10 protein-coding genes, 1 tRNA gene, 1 other RNA gene and 1 pseudogene are annotated in these 13,725 nt (G+C 64.0%); 6 read left to right on the top strand and 7 right to left on the bottom strand.

The features are described 5' to 3' along the window. Positions 1 to 57: 57 nt before the first annotated feature. The gene (locus tag AC1KVG_RS08385) at positions 58 to 477 is read left to right on the top strand and encodes a nuclear transport factor 2 family protein (protein ID WP_104551522.1); all 420 of its coding nucleotides are present in this window, start codon (positions 58 to 60) and stop codon (positions 475 to 477) included. Between the two features lie 217 nt (positions 478 to 694). Here the strand turns inward: AC1KVG_RS08385 and lpxO are convergent, their stop codons facing one another. After that, on the bottom strand, positions 695 to 1,600 hold the full coding sequence (lpxO, locus tag AC1KVG_RS08380) for a lipid A hydroxylase LpxO (RefSeq protein WP_481094087.1): 906 nt from the start codon (positions 1,598 to 1,600) through the stop codon (positions 695 to 697). A gap of 94 nt (positions 1,601 to 1,694) precedes the next feature. On the opposite strand from lpxO, the gene AC1KVG_RS08375 reads away from it, so the two are divergent. After that, a non-coding RNA gene (locus tag AC1KVG_RS08375) (sX9 sRNA) lies at positions 1,695 to 1,772 on the top strand. Between the two features lie 171 nt (positions 1,773 to 1,943). Here the strand turns inward: AC1KVG_RS08375 and bioC are convergent. The 5 genes from bioC to bioB form a co-directional block, all read right to left on the bottom strand. Further along, entirely contained in the window at positions 1,944 to 2,828 is an 885-nt protein-coding gene (gene bioC / locus AC1KVG_RS08370; protein WP_104551520.1) for a malonyl-ACP O-methyltransferase BioC, read from the bottom strand. Positions 2,829 to 3,041: 213 nt separating this feature from the next. Continuing rightward, the gene (locus tag AC1KVG_RS08365) at positions 3,042 to 3,824 is read right to left on the bottom strand and encodes an SDR family oxidoreductase (protein ID WP_481094086.1); all 783 of its coding nucleotides are present in this window, start codon (positions 3,822 to 3,824) and stop codon (positions 3,042 to 3,044) included. A 43-nt stretch (positions 3,825 to 3,867) separates the two neighbouring features. Next, a complete protein-coding gene (bioH, locus tag AC1KVG_RS08360) occupies positions 3,868 to 4,629 on the bottom strand; it encodes a pimeloyl-ACP methyl ester esterase BioH (protein WP_481094085.1) in 762 nt (253 codons plus the stop codon). Positions 4,630 to 4,914: 285 nt separating this feature from the next. Further along, the gene (gene bioF, locus AC1KVG_RS08355; protein ID WP_481094084.1) at positions 4,915 to 6,120 is read right to left on the bottom strand and encodes an 8-amino-7-oxononanoate synthase; all 1,206 of its coding nucleotides are present in this window, start codon (positions 6,118 to 6,120) and stop codon (positions 4,915 to 4,917) included. 98 nt (positions 6,121 to 6,218) lie between these two features. Then, entirely contained in the window at positions 6,219 to 7,253 is a 1,035-nt protein-coding gene (bioB, locus tag AC1KVG_RS08350; protein WP_104592564.1) for a biotin synthase BioB, read from the bottom strand. Positions 7,254 to 7,302: 49 nt separating this feature from the next. On the opposite strand from bioB, the gene AC1KVG_RS08345 reads away from it, so the two are divergent. Further along, the gene (locus tag AC1KVG_RS08345) at positions 7,303 to 8,028 is read left to right on the top strand and encodes a ComF family protein (protein WP_317060954.1); all 726 of its coding nucleotides are present in this window, start codon (positions 7,303 to 7,305) and stop codon (positions 8,026 to 8,028) included. 268 nt (positions 8,029 to 8,296) lie between these two features. Here AC1KVG_RS08345 and ubiA read toward each other — a convergent pair whose 3' ends face one another. Next, a complete protein-coding gene (gene ubiA / locus AC1KVG_RS08340) occupies positions 8,297 to 9,202 on the bottom strand; it encodes a 4-hydroxybenzoate octaprenyltransferase (protein WP_481094083.1) in 906 nt (301 codons plus the stop codon). Positions 9,203 to 9,431: 229 nt separating this feature from the next. Here ubiA and AC1KVG_RS08335 point away from each other — a divergent pair. From AC1KVG_RS08335 to AC1KVG_RS08325, 3 genes and pseudogenes are all read left to right on the top strand, one after another. Then, a tRNA-Arg gene (locus AC1KVG_RS08335) sits at positions 9,432 to 9,508 on the top strand. Between the two features lie 170 nt (positions 9,509 to 9,678). Further along, positions 9,679 to 10,637: pseudogene (locus AC1KVG_RS08330) on the top strand (tyrosine-type recombinase/integrase). A 577-nt stretch (positions 10,638 to 11,214) separates the two neighbouring features. Then, positions 11,215 to 13,317 carry a M13 family metallopeptidase gene (locus AC1KVG_RS08325; protein ID WP_481094082.1) on the top strand — a complete coding sequence of 701 codons (2,103 nt, stop codon included), beginning with the start codon at positions 11,215 to 11,217 and terminating at the stop codon, positions 13,315 to 13,317. Positions 13,318 to 13,725: the final 408 nt, after the last annotated feature.

Here is a 13,725-nt window from a genome sequence, read left to right as displayed (position 1 = left end):
GACGTTGCAGTGCAAGACGCGCTCTATGATGCGGCTTTCCCAGCGGCAGGTTCGAGCATGAGCGAGAGCAATCGGCAACGCGCCACCGGCCTGGTCCAGGCCTACTATGAAGCATTCAACCGCGGCGAGTGGGACGCCATGTTGGCGTTCCTGGCCGACGATGTGGCGCACGACCTCAATCAGGGACCGCGCGAGATCGGCCGGGCGGAATTCGCCGCTTTTCTGCAACGCATGAACGACAGTTACCGCGAGCAGTTGCGCGACATCGTGATCACCGCCAACGAGGACGGCACCCGGGTCGGCGCCGAGTACGTGGTGCACGGGGTCTACCACACCACCGACGAGGGCCTGCCGGAGGCCAACGGGCAGACCTACGTGCTGCCGGGTGGTGCGTTCTTCGATGTGCGCGACGGCAAGATCACCCGCGTCACCAACTACTACAACCTGCAGGAATGGATCGCGCAGGTCTCGCGCTGATTGCATCGACCGGCACGGGCTAGACCTGCGTAGGAGCGCACCTGGGCGCGATGAGGCGCTACCGGGAAGCTTGGTCGCGCCCGGGTGCGCTCCTACGTGGTTGGTGCGGTAGTGCGGCCGGACCTATGCCTATGTAGGAGCGCGCTTGCGCGCGATGAGGCTTTCTCGGTAACGCTTCATCGCGCGCAAGCGCGCTCCTACGCGGTCGGTCTTGGCGTTACAGCAACACGATGCCGATCACTACCAGAATGAAGATGCCCCATTTGAGCGTCTGGTACAGCGGGTTGTTGCGTTCCTTCAAGGCTTTGGCCCTCAGGCGGCCAGCGTAGAAATAGCGGAACACGCGGTTGATGCCGCCGGTCTTGTCGCCTTCCTGATTGGGCGAGGCGCCGGCCGAGAGCAGGCTGCGGCCGACGAAGCGGTTCACCGCCGCCGCCCAGCGCCAGCGCATCGGGCGCTCGATATCGCAGAACAGGATGATGCGGTCCTGGTCGGTGTCGTTACGCGCGTAGTGGATGTAGGTCTCGTCGAACATGGTCCATTCGCCATCGCGCCAGCTGTGACGCTGGCCGTCGACGTCGATGAAGCAGCGGTCGTCGTTGGGCGTGGCCAGGCCCAGATGCAGACGCATGGACCCGGCGAACGGGTCGCGGTGCGGGCGCAGTTCGCTGCCCGGCGGCAACTCGGCGAACATCGCCGCCTTCACCGTGGGGATGGACTTCAGCAAGGCGGTGGTCTGCGGGCACAGTTCGGACGCCGACGGGTGCGCGGTGCCGTACCACTTCAGATAGAAGCGCTTCCAGCCACGGCGAAAAAACGAGTTGAAGCCGATGTCGGTGTAGCCGTCGGCGGCGCGGATCTTCTGCATCTGCTGCAGGGCCACCGCTTCATCGCGGATCAGCGACCAGTTGGCGCGCAACGGTGCCAGCTCCGGGAATTCCTTGCCGGGATCGATGAAGGGCGTGGTCGGCACCCGCGAACACAGATACATCAGCGTGTTGATCGGTGCCATGAAGGTGGAATGGTCCAGCAGCTGCCGGCTGAGCCGGTGCCGCACGCGACCGCGGTAATGGATGTACAGCGCCGATGCGATGAACAGCGCGATGATGAGCCACTTCAACATGGAGAAGGCCAATTAGGGAGCGGGGGCCGCAAACGCAAGAGCGGGATCAAAACGACGATGCAGCAGCCGGGCGCTGCCGGTGCTCGGAACCAGCATGTACTGCACACGTACACACCGGTTCCTCCGCGCCGTCTGCACGCACCCGACGACTGCTTGCCACGTTTTGCCAGCCACTCTGGTTGAGGCGTTGAACAAGGTGAGCCGTCACAGGAACATGCGGCCGTTAACGACTGAATTCTACCGGGTGTCGCCGCCGAGCCTGACAGGTCGGCATTGGCATCGGCCCAAGATTGTGTGTCTCACCGGCAGCAGCTGCATTGCGGCCAGCGATCTGTACCGCCGCTCAGTCGATGCGGCGGCGGATCGGGATCGAGGCCAACGGTACGCTGGCGATGTCGTGCCCTTGTTCGCGGATGGGCGCGCCCGGTGCCGGTGCCCAGGCGTGCGCGTAGATCACTTCCCAGGAGCTGGGCAAGGTGCCGTCGGGCCGCCGTAACGGCTCGTACGCGGCGCTGGCGGCGGCGAAGCGACCGCGTCCGGTCAGGGTGGCGCGGCGATCGCTGAGCGCGTTGGTGGCGCCCATCGCCCGCAGTTCGCGCATCAAGGCGGGCAGGTCGCTGTAGGTCAGCGTGAACAGGTCGCGGTCCAGCACCGGGTCGCGGAAGCCGGACATCAACAAGGCATCGCCGAACTGCGCGATTGGCGGGAAGCGGCTGACGTGCGGGGCCGGGTCGGCCTGGGCGAAGGCTTCGCGCAGTTCGATCAGCGTCTCCGGGCCGAAGGTGGAGCACAGCAACAGCCCGCCCGGGCGCAGCGCGCGGCGGAAGCCGGCGAACACCGCCGGCAGGTCTTCCACCCATTGCAGGCACAGATTGCTGAAGATCACATCCACGCTGCCGTCGGCGACCGGGAGCGCGCGCGCATCGGCGCAGACCTGCGCGAACGGTTTCCACCAGCCCGCGGCCTTGCGCGCCTGGCGCAGCATCGGCATAGCCTGATCCAGTGCGATCACCTGCGCCTTGGGCCAGCGTTTCTTGATCGCGCCGCTGGCATGGCCGGGGCCGGCGCCGACATCCAGCACCACCTTGGGCAGCTGGTCGTCAAAGTAGTCGAGCGATTCGAGCAGGCGCGTTTCCGCTTCGCGCTGCAGTGCGGCGGCGGCGGCATAGCTGCTGGCGGCACGCGCAAAGGCGCGCCGGACGTGGCGGGGGTCGAAGGTACTGTTCATTGCGGGGCTATTGTCGCCGCTGCGCGCGGCGGAGGGAATCGATGTGTGGTGTGGCGTGGCAATCGGCATGGAGAGCTCTGCACGCGGTCGCTCTGCCAGCGACTGCGTGGCGACCGCAATGGACCGGCACTGTGTTTCGACACGCCGAGTCGTGGCCGAAAACGACCGCGACGTCCGCCGCGGTCGCCACAACCTCCGCATGGCCGAAGCGCTCTAGAACGTGCCCGGGTAGCTGCCGCCATCGATCAGCAGGTTCTGCCCGGTGATGTAGCCGGCCTGCGCGCTGCACAGGAATGCGCAGGCCGCGCCGAATTCGTCCGGCTCGCCGAAGCGCCCGGCCGGAATGCCCGCGCGCTTGCGCTCGGCGACGTCCTCGGCGGTGCCACCTTGCTGTTGCGCGATCGCGGCGAAGTTGCCGCGCAGGCGGTCGGTCGCGAACTGGCCGGGCAGCAGATTGTTGATGGTGACGTTATCGGCGACCGTGCTGCGCGCCAGCCCGGCGACGAAGCCGGTGAGGCCGGCACGCGCGCCGTTGGACAGGCCCAGGATGTCGATCGGCGCCTTCACCGCGCTGGAGGTGATGTTGACGATGCGGCCGAAGCGCCGTGCGCGCATCGCATCGACGCTGGCGCGGATCAGTTCGATCGGCGCCAGCATGTTGGCATCCAGTGCGCGCAGCCAGTCTTCACGTTCCCACTGACGGAAATCACCTGGCGGCGGGCCACCGGCGTTGTTGATGAGAATATCCACCTGTGGGCAGGCGGCGAGCGCATCGGCGCGTCCTTGCGGGGTGGCGATATCGGCCACCACGCTGCGCACCTCGCCGGCGCCCGGAAGCGCACGCAACGTATCAGCGGCCTGCTCCAAGGCATCGCGCCCGCGCGCGACGATCACCACGTTCACCCCTTCACCGGCGAGTGCGCGTGCGCAGCCCAACCCCAAACCTTTGCTGGCGGCGCATACCAATGCCCAACGTCCGGCGATTCCCAAGTCCATGCGCTGCTCCTCGATCGATGAGTTGGCATGATCGGCGATCCGCTCATGGTACGGACGCAACGAAGCGTTGCAGTGCCTCGGCGACCTGATCGGCGTGGCCGAGAAATGGCGCGTGACCGCCGCTGGCGATGGTGAGTGCTTGCGCATGCGGGGCCAGCGCCGCGGCGGCGTGCATGCCGGCTGCCGGAACCAGGCGATCGCGTTGGCCGGCAATCCACAGGCTGGGGCGGGCCAAGTGCGGCAGCGCGCGGCGCAGGTCGGTGCGTTCCAGCAGGCTCAGGCCTTGTTGCAAGGCGTCGGCGGCCGGTTCGCCGCGCGCAACCAGCGTCTCGCGCAGGCTGCGCAGCTCGGCGCGGGCATGCGCCGAGCCCAGCGTATCCAGCGCCAGAAAGCGCTCCAGGGTGCCGCGATAATCGCGCGACAAGTCCTGGCCGAATTGCACGAAGACCTCGCGTTCGACCGCCTCCGGCCAATCGTTGCCACGCACGAACCGCGGCGTGGCCGCGATCATCGCCAGCCCGCGTACCTGCGGTTGGGTGGCCGCGGCATGCAGCGCGAACAAGCCGCCCAACGACCAGCCGATCCACACTGCCGGCGGTGTGGCCGCAGCGATTGCGGCGACCACGTACGGCAGCGCCAATGGCGTGCTGTCGTCGCGGCTGAAACCGTGCCCGGGCAGGTCCACCAGATGCAGTTGATAGTGCGGCGCCAGTCGCTCCACCAACGGTGCAAACACGCCGCCGTGCAGCGCCCAACCGTGCAGAAGAACCAGCGCAGGCCCGTGGCCGATAACATCGATATGCATGCGCGCATTGTCGCCGATCGGCACGGATCGGCGTGCACAGATCCGCGCGGAAGGGGCGGTGAGTCTTGAGTCAGTGCATGAAGCTTGCGCGTGGCGCATTGATCCTGGGTGCGAGCCAGTACGTGCGCGCATGTCCGCGCCAGCACCAGCGCTTGCGCCACTGATCCAGCAAGTGTCAGCTGGGCGTGGATTGCGCGTTCGGCACTGCAGTGGTCGGGTGGTCCATGCCACCCCGCGCACCGGCTGTGCTGCCCGGCGGCTGCGCAGTCGTTTCGATCGCCGCCCTCAGGCGGAGGCGCGCAGCGGTTGCCGGCTCACCACATCGCGGGCCTGCACCAGGGCTTCGATCAACGCTTGCACCTGTTGCGGCGTGTGCAACGCAGACAGGGTGATGCGCAGACGCGCCTTGCCTTCGGGCACGGTGGGCGGGCGGATCGCACCGATCAGAAAGCCGGCCTGTTCCAGCGCAGCGGACATCGCCATCACCGTGGATTCTTCGCCGCACAGCAAGGGCTGGATCGGTGTATCGGAGGCCATCAGTTCGAACCCATACCGGCGCGCGCCATCGCGAAAACTGCCGATCAATTCGGTCAGCCGCGCACGCCGCCAGTCGTCGCGCCGCGCCAGGCGCACGGCCGCCAGGGTCGCGGCGACCTGTGCCGGCGGCAGCGCGGTGGTGTAGATGTACGGGCGCGCGGTTTCGGCCAGATGGCGCACCAGCGCTTCGTCGCCAACGACGACCGCGCCGTAGCCACCGAGCGCCTTGCCCAGGGTCACCAATTGCAGCGGCACTTCGGCCACGCCGAGCCCCGCATCGGCAACGCAACCGCGCCCTTGCGGGCCGAGCACGCCCACGCCATGCGCATCGTCGACGTAGAACAGCGCTTCCTGCATGCGCGCGACCAGACTCAATGCACGCAGCGGCGCAACGTCACCATCCATGCTGAAGACGCCATCGCTGGCCAGCATCGCCGCGCCCTCGGGTGCGCCCTTGAGCTGACGCATCGCACCTTCCACATCCAGATGCGGATACCGCCGCAGCCGGCAGCCGGCCAGCCGTGTGGCATCGAGCAGGCTGGCGTGATTGAGCCGGTCCTGCACGCAGACATCGTCTTCTTCGCTGAGCAAGGCCTGCTGTACCGCCAGATTGGCGATGAAGCCGCTGCCGAACAACAGCGCCGAGGGATAGCCGAGCCAGTCGGCGATCTCGCGTTCGAGCGCTTCATGCGCGGTGTGGTGGCCGCAGATCAGATGCGAGGCGGTGGCGCCGGCACCGTCGCGCGCAGCGGCGTCCTGCAAGGCGGCGACCACTTCGAACTGTTGCGACAGGCCCAGATAATCGTTGGAGCAGAACCCGGTCAGCCAGCGGCCATCGATTTCCAGCCGCACGCCATCGCGGCGGCCCACCTGGCGGCGCACCCGTACCCGTTCCTGGGCCACACGCAACTTGCGCAGCGACGAAATCCGTTCGTGCAGATCGGGGCGAGCCATGGAGTCGTTCAACGGCGGGAAGGGCCGCTAGCGTAGCGTGCCCGGCTCAACGCGCCCAGCCGGTACCGACGATCGGTGCCGGCTGGGTGGAGCTGCGGTTACGCGGCGTGCTCGCAGGCCGCGTCGCGGGTGATGTCTGCATGCACGGTGCCGGGGTGGTCGTGGTCGGCGGCGTCCACGGTGATCTGCATCGGGCGCAGGCCCAGACGCTGGAACAGGGCCTGGTCGCGTTCGGTGTCGGGGTTGCCGGTGGTGAGCAGTTTTTCGCCATAGAAGATCGAATTGGCACCGGCCAGGAAACACAGCGCCTGCAGTTCGTCGCTCATCGCTTCGCGGCCTGCAGACAGGCGCACCATCGACTTGGGCATGGCGATGCGGGCGACCGCGATCATGCGCACGAACTCGAACGGGTCCAGTTGCTGGGTGCCATGCAACGGCGTGCCGGCGACCTGCACCAGCTGGTTGATCGGTACCGAATCCGGATGCGACGGCAGCGTGGCCAGCGCCAGCAACAGGCCGACGCGGTGCTCGCGGGTTTCGCCCATGCCGACGATGCCGCCGCAGCAGGTCTTCAAGCCCACATCGCGCACGTGCTCCAGCGTGTTGAGGCGGTCCTGGTACTGGCGGGTGTGGATGATCGAGTCGTAGTAATCCGGTGCGGTGTCCAGATTGTGGTTGTAGTAGTCCAGCCCGGCGTCCTTGAGCGCGCGCGCCTGGCCGGCGTCGAGCATGCCGAGCGTGGCGCAGGTCTCCAGGCCCATCGCCTTGACCTCGCGGATCATCGCCGCGACCTTGGGGATATCGCGCTCCTTGGGCGAGCGCCAGGCCGCGCCCATGCAGAAGCGCGAGGCGCCGGCGGCCTTGGCCTGGCGCGCCTTGGCGACGACCTCTTCGGTCTCCATCAGCTTCTGCGCGGTCACGCCGGTGTCGTAGCGCTGCGCCTGCGGGCAGTACGCGCAGTCTTCCGGGCAACCGCCGGTCTTGACCGACAACAGCGTGGAGACCTGCACTTCCGCCGGATCGAAGTGCTCGCGATGCACGCTCGCGGCGCGGTGCAGCAGCTCCGGAAACGGCAGATCGAACAGCGCCTGCAGCTCTTTGCGATCCCAGTCATGGCGTACGACAACAGACATTGGGGTTTCCTGACAGTCAGCGGCTTGGAAGGCAGGCAGTCTGGTGAGCATGCAAGAGGCTGTCAACTTCGATGGGGTGCGCTCGGTTTACAGGTGGCCGCAACGGGTGTTGCGGTTGCTGCTGCCGAGCGTGTGCCTGGTCTGTGCAGAGGCCGGAACTGCCGATTGCGATCTGTGCCCGGCATGCCGCGCCGCCCTGCCGGATCACGGCCACGCCTGCCTGTGTTGCGCGACGCAGTTATATGTTTCCGATGGAGCGCTGCGATGCGGACACTGCCTGCAGCACCCGCCGCCGCTGCAGCGCGTGCATGCGTGCTTCACCTATCGCTGGCCGGTGGATGGCTTGCTGCGACGTTTCAAGTTTCATCAGGATCTACCGGCCGGGCGCTTGCTCAGTGAGTTGATGGCCAAGCGCTGTGCAGACTTGCCGCGCCCACAGGCGCTGGTGCCGGTGAGCCTGCATCGGCAGCGCCTGCGCCAGCGCGGCTACGACCAGGCGTTGGAGCTGGCCAAACCGATTGGCCGCGCGCTGCGTTTGCCCTGCCTGCCGTTATTGCGCCGCGTGCGGGCGACCGCACCGCAATCGGAGCTGGATGCGGACGAACGCCAACGCAATATGCGGGATGCGTTCGTGGCGCGCGGCGTGTTGCCCGCGCATGTGGCGTTGGTGGACGACGTGATGACGACCGGTGCCACGCTGCATGCGGCCGCACAGGCCTTGCGGCGCGCGGGTGTGCAGCGGGTGGATGCGTGGGTATGCGCGCGGGTGCCGTGAGGCTTGGCTTACGCGTTGTAGCCTGCACCGTGAGGCTTCGCCCGTACTGTTTGAGGGCGACTGGTCATCAAGTTGCGGGCCCACCTAAGTCATGAAAATGACGTGCCGAAGCGACAGCGTGACCGGGGATTGGCAGAGAGCGGCACAGGGAAGTGCCGCGGCGGCGAGTCAGACAGGATGTCTGACCGAGCCGAGGAGCCAATTCCCGGTCGCGCTGTCGCATCCCACCGAAGCCGGCGCCTGACAAGTGGTGCCAAGCCGTTTCGCGTCAGCGCAACGCCAGCGCCGCGGCGATGCCGACGAAGATCGCCAGGCCTACCCAGTTGTTGTGCAGAAAGGCGCGGAAGCAGGGGCCGCGTTCGCGGTGGCGGGCGAGGCGGAATTCGTAGGCCACCAGCAGCGCGGCGATGCCCAGCCCGGCCCAGTAAGCGGTAGCGAGTCCGGCACGTAGGCCCACCAGCACCAGGGCTGCGAACATCAATGCATACAGCACGCCTTGTGCAACCAGATCGAACTTGCCGAACAGGATCGCGGTGGACTTGCTGCCCATGCGGATGTCGTCTTCGCGGTCGACCATGGCGTACCAGGTGTCGTATGCGGTGGCCCAGAGGATGTTGGCCGCGTAAAGCAGCCAGGCCAGCAGTGGCACGCTGCCTTGCACTGCCGCGAAGGCCATCGGGATGCCCCAGCCGAACGCCATGCCCAGATAGACCTGGGGCAGATGGGTGTGGCGCTTGAGATAGGGATAGCTGGCGGCCAGGAACACGCCCGGCACGCTCAGCGCCACGGTCAGCCAGTTGAGCGTGAGCACCAGCGCGAACGCCACCAGCATCAGCACCACGAACACCCACAGCGCCTCGCGCCCGGATACCGCACCGGTGGCCAGCGGACGCGACTTGGTGCGCTCCACATGCGGGTCCAGCCAGCGGTCGGCGTAGTCGTTGATCACGCAGCCGGCCGAGCGGGTCAGCCAGACCCCGGCGGTGAACACGCTCAGTGTCCATAACGGCGGCAGGCCATCGGCGGCCAGCCACAACGCCCACCAAGTGGGCCAGAGCAGCAACAGGCTGCCGATCGGGCGATCGCCGCGGATCAACTTCCAGTACTGGCCCAGTCTTTGCGGCCAGGTTAGCGCGGCCGCAACGGGCACGTGTTCGACAGCATGCTTGCTCATGCCGCAAAGGGTAGCAGTGCGGCTTGGATGCGGTCATGCGCTTGCTGGTGGTCGAGCCCTGCCGCCGATGCGCGCCGGGCGTGGCGCGGCCATGAGCCAATGGTCTGGGCGAAGATGGGCCGGCATGGCAGCTGGCCGGGCAAGCGCCGCGTGCTCCGGCCGTTTCCCACTGGCTGGACCCCACCAGGGCCGTCACCTGGGCGCCTGTTCTGGCATAATGCGCGGCCAGGCGCTCGTAGCTCAGCCGGATAGAGTAGTGGCTTCCGAAGCCATTGGTCGGGGGTTCGAATCCCTCCGGGCGCACCAGATGGTCCCTCCAGGGACATCCAAGAAAGTCCAAAACCCCCGAGAAATCGGGGGTTTTTTGTTGTCTGCAGGTCCTGCTACATCAACCCTGATCCATTGAAATCCAGGCTGATCAGGGACATAGGTGGGGGCACCAGCCCCCAGCACGTATACGGATGCCACATGCCCACATGCCCCTAAGTGACGCTGCAGTACGTAGTGCAAAGCCCGCTACCAAGCCGGTAAGGCTGTTCGATGGCGGCGGCCTGTACGTCGATCTTCCCGAAAGGCGCCAAGCTCTGGCGATGGAAGTATCGATTCGGCGGCAAGGAAAAGCGCTTGGCACTAGGGGTCTACCCAGGGGTCAGCCTGGCAGAAGCGCGAGCGCAGCATCTGGAAGCACGCAAAGTCCTTCGGTCAGGCATCGACCCATGGGAGAAGAGAAGGCTCGACAGGCTGGTTGGCGTTGACCGGTCCCAGCTCAGCTTTGCGGTTGTCGCTGCGGAGCTTCTGAAGCTACATGCCAAGAAGAATTCCGCCCTGACGATGAAGCGCAATGGCCGGATCGTTGAAAAGGACCTAAACCCCTATCTGGGCCGTAGGCCTATACGCTGAGAAATCTGAGCCGGAACTCCTGGCCGTCCTGCGCAAGATAGAAACGCGTGGTGCCATCGAGACAGCACATCGAGCGCGGGGTATCGCCAGTACGGTGTTTCGATACGCCATCACAGTGGGCAAGGCTGAGCGCGACCCGGCCTCCGATCTTTTGGGGCGCTAGAGACTCCAAAGGTGCAGAACTTCGCCAGCTTGACCGAGCCGACTGCCGTAGCGTCTTTGCTGCGGGCCCTGATTCGTATTTCCTAGCCTTCATGGAAAAGGTAGGCCGATGAGCGATAACACCATCAATGTTGCCTTGAGGCGGATGGGTTTTGATTCCAAGACGATGACCGGTCACGGGTTCCGTGCCATGGCTCGTGCGATTCTGGATGAGGTGCTTGGCTCCCGCCCCCACTACATCGAACACCAGCTAGCGCATGCGGTGCGTGATCCCAGTGGCAGGGCGTACAACCGCACTGCCCATCTCATTGAGCGCCGAAAGATGATGCAGGCGTGGGCAGACTATCTAGAAGGCTTACGGACACAAATGTAGGAAAAATCACTGCAACTGACACCAGGTATTCAGTCCTGCCAAATTTTTATGCCGACTCTCCAAAAACAGTGTTAGATAAGTCCAGAAGGGGTAGGCAAAATGTCAGGTGGTGGGGGCTTTGATGGGCGGAAGAAGAACGTCAGCCCGGTAGCAATGGGGTGGACATAGCTTGCCCCATTCATAGGTGCTAATAGAAACAGACGATACAGGCGGTCCCGGTGCTAACGCCTCGATGTTCACATGTAGTAAGTAACGGCTCTTTAAGCCTTTATTTTTTTGGTCGGAACAATTGCCACAACAAGCTTGGTTCTTTGCCTATCTCGTCGATCTCAAGCCTTCCGGGTGGTCGTCTATCCTTCCCGACTTTTCCTTCTCCAGTAGGCGCTCTGCCCGTTGATGCAGGGTGTCCAAGAGCGATGCTAAGCCAAGGAGAACGCTTCTGCGATTGCGTGTGGGCATTAGTTCCACGGTCTTGGCGCATGGAGATAACTTAACTAGATCCTCAACAAAGCTCAGCTTGAGGGCACGCCCTGCCGCGTCGGCCTAGAATATATTTTTATACAACTCGATGGACATAATGATGCTGGCCAAGACTTCAGTAGTCGCATTCGCTCTGCTTGCAGCCTTGCCAGGATGCAAACGGTCATCTGACGAAGGCATATCCAGCCAGACACCAGTCACAGGGACAGAATCCCAGAAGGTTCCGGCAGAATCAAAACCGACGTTTGACGTCAGCGAACTGGGTGCCCCGGCTGAAGCATGCAAGAATTTTTATGGGTTCGTTAATGGGCAATGGGAAAAGGCGAATCCAATTCCACCAGACCGAAGCAACTGGGGCACGGTTCCCGCGTTGATGGAGCAAAGCCTTACTACTCAGCGTGAAATCGTCGAACAGGCAGCGAAGCAGGCAAGTGATCGTGCGGACCCAGTCGCTCGGAAGCTCGGGCTGCTTTATGCCTCCGGGATGGACGAGGCGGCCATCGAGGCAGCTGGTACCCAACCGATTCATCCCCAGTTGGCAGCCATCGCGGCGCTCTCTTCTGCTGAGGATGTTGCCTCCTACATCATGCAGCGTCACGCCGAGGGGGACGCACAGGTATTCAAGTTCAGCGCGCAGTCCGACCTCCATGATGCAAGCATGCAAATTGCCTTCGCGGACGAGGGGGGCTTGGCGCTTCCAAGCAAGGACTACTACAGCGCTCCCGACTATGCTGCCGTGCGCACAGCCTATCTCGCCTACATTGCAAAATCTCTTGAGCTCGCGGGTAGCTCCGCAGATGAGGCCAAGACCCAGGCAAAGGACGTTCTGGCGCTTGAAACGCGCTTGGCATCAGCGTCGCTGGCTCCGGTTGATCAGCGCAATCCGAAAAACATGTATCACTTCGTCAGCGTTGCCGAGGCGGACAAGGCAACTCCCCACTTTTCCTGGACGAAGTTTTTGGCAACCCAAGACGTGGAGGTGGGGAAGGGCTTCTCATTGTCCCAGCCGCGGTTTTTCGCAGCATTTGACCGTGAACTGGCCACTGCACCTATAGCCCAGTGGCGGGCATATCTGAGCTTCCATGCCATTGATGCTGCATCCATGCAGCTCAGCAAGCCGTTTGTCGATAACAACTTCGCGTTCTATGGAAAAGCGCTGTCCGGGCAGCCGCAGCAGCAACCCCGCTGGAAAAGCGTCTTGAGCGTCGTCAACGACTCGATGGGGGAGGGGCTTGGTCAGCTCTACGTCGCGAAGGTGTTTACGCCGGAAGCGAAACAGCGCGCAGCTGACTTGGTCGACAACATCCGTGCCGCGCTCAAGATGCGTATCGAACATGTCGAATGGATGACTGGGCCGACCAAGGCGAAGGCCCTGGAGAAATGGGAGTCAATGCTGCCGCGCATCGGCTACCCGGACACGTGGCGTGACTGGTCGGGGCTTGAGATCACTCCGGGGGCTTACTACCAGAACGTGCAAGCAGCTGCCAAATTCAACTACCGCTACAACATCATGCAGATTGGCAAGCCCACCGATCGCACGCGCTGGGTCACCACGCCGCAAACAGTCAATGCCTTCTATTCGCCGGGTGACAACTCTATTAATTTTCCCGCGGCTGTCCTCCAGCCTCCGTTCTTCGACCCTAATGCCGATGATGCGCTGAATTATGGTTCAGTCGGCTCGCTCATGGGCCATGAAGCCACGCATGGCTTCGATGACCAGGGAAGTCAGTTCGATGCCGCGGGCAATGGTACCAATTGGTGGGCGCCAGCCGACCGTGCTGCGTTCGAGCAGCGTGCTGAAGGGTTGGTCAAGCAATTCGATGGGTATGTGCCCTTGTCAAATCATCCCAAGCTGCACGTCAATGGAAAGCTGACCTTGGGCGAGAACATCGCAGACCTTGGCGGACTTAACGTGGCCTACGATGCATTGCAGGCCAACTTGCGTAAGCATCCGGAGCGTGCGGTGAAGGTGGATGGCTACACCCAGGACCAGCGCTTCTTCCTTGCTTTCGCACGCAACTGGCGCTGGCTGACCCGTGAGGAAAGGCAGCTGGTTCAATTGGCTGCCGACCCACATGCCCCTGCCAAGGTGAGAGCGTTTGCAGCTCCCTCGAATATGCCTCAGTTCGCTGCCGCATTCTCGTGCAAGGCTGGCGATCCAATGGTGCGCGATGAAAAAGAACGCGTGGTGATCTGGTGAGTGGTCGCTGTCACTCCTAGCTGCCGGATCAGGCACGAATGACACAGGCCGTGTCTAGATAACAAAGGTTGTTGTGCGGTTGTCTCGTAATGCTCAGCAGCATAATGAATAGCAAGGGCCCGGATTTCCGGGCCTTTGACGCATTAGCTGGTCTACCGCGGTTGAGGCCTGGGAAGAGGATGTGAGCTCGCAGCGCACACAACTCCGGTGGGTAGATCGGACGCACCAGATGGACCCTCCAGGGACATCCAAGAGAATCCAAAACTCCCCGAGAAATGGGGTTTTGTTGCCTGTAGGTCCGTGCGCGATGACCGGCCTGCCCGCCTCACCAGCGGCTCAGCGGCGGATGGGCGGGACTGCTTTCGTTCGCAGGCGTAGGCGTAGGGCGCATCCACGGTCCGCCGGATG

The sequence above is a fragment of the Xanthomonas sp. NCPPB 3959 genome (assembly GCF_056675575.1).
Note: the sequence above shows the minus strand (reverse complement) of the source record. Positions and strands in the feature narration are given on the sequence as shown.

Coding starts and splice junctions, on each gene's coding strand:
- AC1KVG_RS08385 (WP_104551522.1), top strand. CDS start 58: ATGAGCGAGAGCAATCGGCAACGCGCCACCGGCCTGGTCCAGGCCTAC.
- AC1KVG_RS08345 (WP_317060954.1), top strand. CDS start 7,303: ATGCAAGAGGCTGTCAACTTCGATGGGGTGCGCTCGGTTTACAGGTGG.
- ubiA (WP_481094083.1), bottom strand. CDS start 9,202: ATGAGCAAGCATGCTGTCGAACACGTGCCCGTTGCGGCCGCGCTAACC.
- bioF (WP_481094084.1), bottom strand. CDS start 6,120: ATGGCTCGCCCCGATCTGCACGAACGGATTTCGTCGCTGCGCAAGTTG.
- bioB (WP_104592564.1), bottom strand. CDS start 7,253: ATGTCTGTTGTCGTACGCCATGACTGGGATCGCAAAGAGCTGCAGGCG.
- AC1KVG_RS08365 (WP_481094086.1), bottom strand. CDS start 3,824: ATGGACTTGGGAATCGCCGGACGTTGGGCATTGGTATGCGCCGCCAGC.
- bioC (WP_104551520.1), bottom strand. CDS start 2,828: ATGAACAGTACCTTCGACCCCCGCCACGTCCGGCGCGCCTTTGCGCGT.
- lpxO (WP_481094087.1), bottom strand. CDS start 1,600: ATGTTGAAGTGGCTCATCATCGCGCTGTTCATCGCATCGGCGCTGTAC.
- bioH (WP_481094085.1), bottom strand. CDS start 4,629: ATGCATATCGATGTTATCGGCCACGGGCCTGCGCTGGTTCTTCTGCAC.
- AC1KVG_RS08325 (WP_481094082.1), top strand. CDS start 11,215: ATGATGCTGGCCAAGACTTCAGTAGTCGCATTCGCTCTGCTTGCAGCC.